Raw genomic sequence first — 870 nt, forward strand, 5'->3', positions numbered from 1 at the left:
TGCTGGCGATCGTGGGGTTGGTGACCCGCCCGGAGAACTTCGCCACGTCCTCGAACCTGGTGAGCATTCTGGCGCTGGCCTCGACCATCGGAGTGATCACGGTCGGGATGACCTTTGTGATCATCGGTGGCGGGATCGACCTGTCGGTCGGTGCGGTGATGGCGCTGGCGTCGGTATGGGCGACCACGCTGGCCACCCAGGCCTACGGGCCGGTCGTGATGATCGTGTGCGCGCTGCTGGTGGGCACCGGCGCCGGACTGCTGAGCGGGTTCCTGATCGCCTACGGGCGGATGGTGGCGTTCATCGCGACGCTCGCGATGCTGGTCGCCGCGCGGGGTCTGGCCCAGCGCATGTCGAACCAGCGGACGCAGCTGGTGCAGCCGGACAACTCGATGATCGTGGATCTGTCCACGACGCGGGTGCTGGGGCTGCCGCTGCTGGTCTATGTGTTCGCGCTGGTGGTGCTGATCGGGTGGCTGGTGCTGAACCGCACGACGTTCGGGCGGCGCACCTACGCGGTCGGCGGTAACCCCGAGGCGGCGCGGCTGGCCGGTATCAACGTGCGGAAGCACACGCTGATGCTGTACGCGCTGTCGGGGCTGTGCTGCGGGATCGCGGCGGTTCTGATCATGGCGCGGACCACGACGGGTTCCTCCACGCACGGCGATCTGTACGAGCTGGACGCGATCGCCGCGGTGATCATCGGTGGCACGCTGCTGACCGGTGGCCGGGGCACGATCATCGGCTCGATCCTGGGTCTGCTGATCTTCACGGTGATCACCAACCTGTTCATCCTCAACGGGCTGAACACCGCCGACCAGCTTGTCGCCAAGGGCGTCATCATCGTCGCCGCCGTGCTGCTGCAGCGGC

1 protein-coding gene is annotated in these 870 nt (G+C 67.4%); it reads left to right on the forward strand.

The annotated features are described in order from the left end of the window. Window positions 1-107: 107 nt before the first annotated feature. The coding region (locus HHX33_RS34700; protein ID WP_259403178.1) for an ABC transporter permease at window positions 108-870 on the forward strand (763 nt) is incomplete at its 3' end.

The sequence above is a fragment of the Microbispora sp. H10670 genome (genome assembly GCF_014161385.1).
Classification (GTDB): Bacteria; Actinomycetota; Actinomycetes; order Streptosporangiales; family Streptosporangiaceae; genus Microbispora; species Microbispora triticiradicis.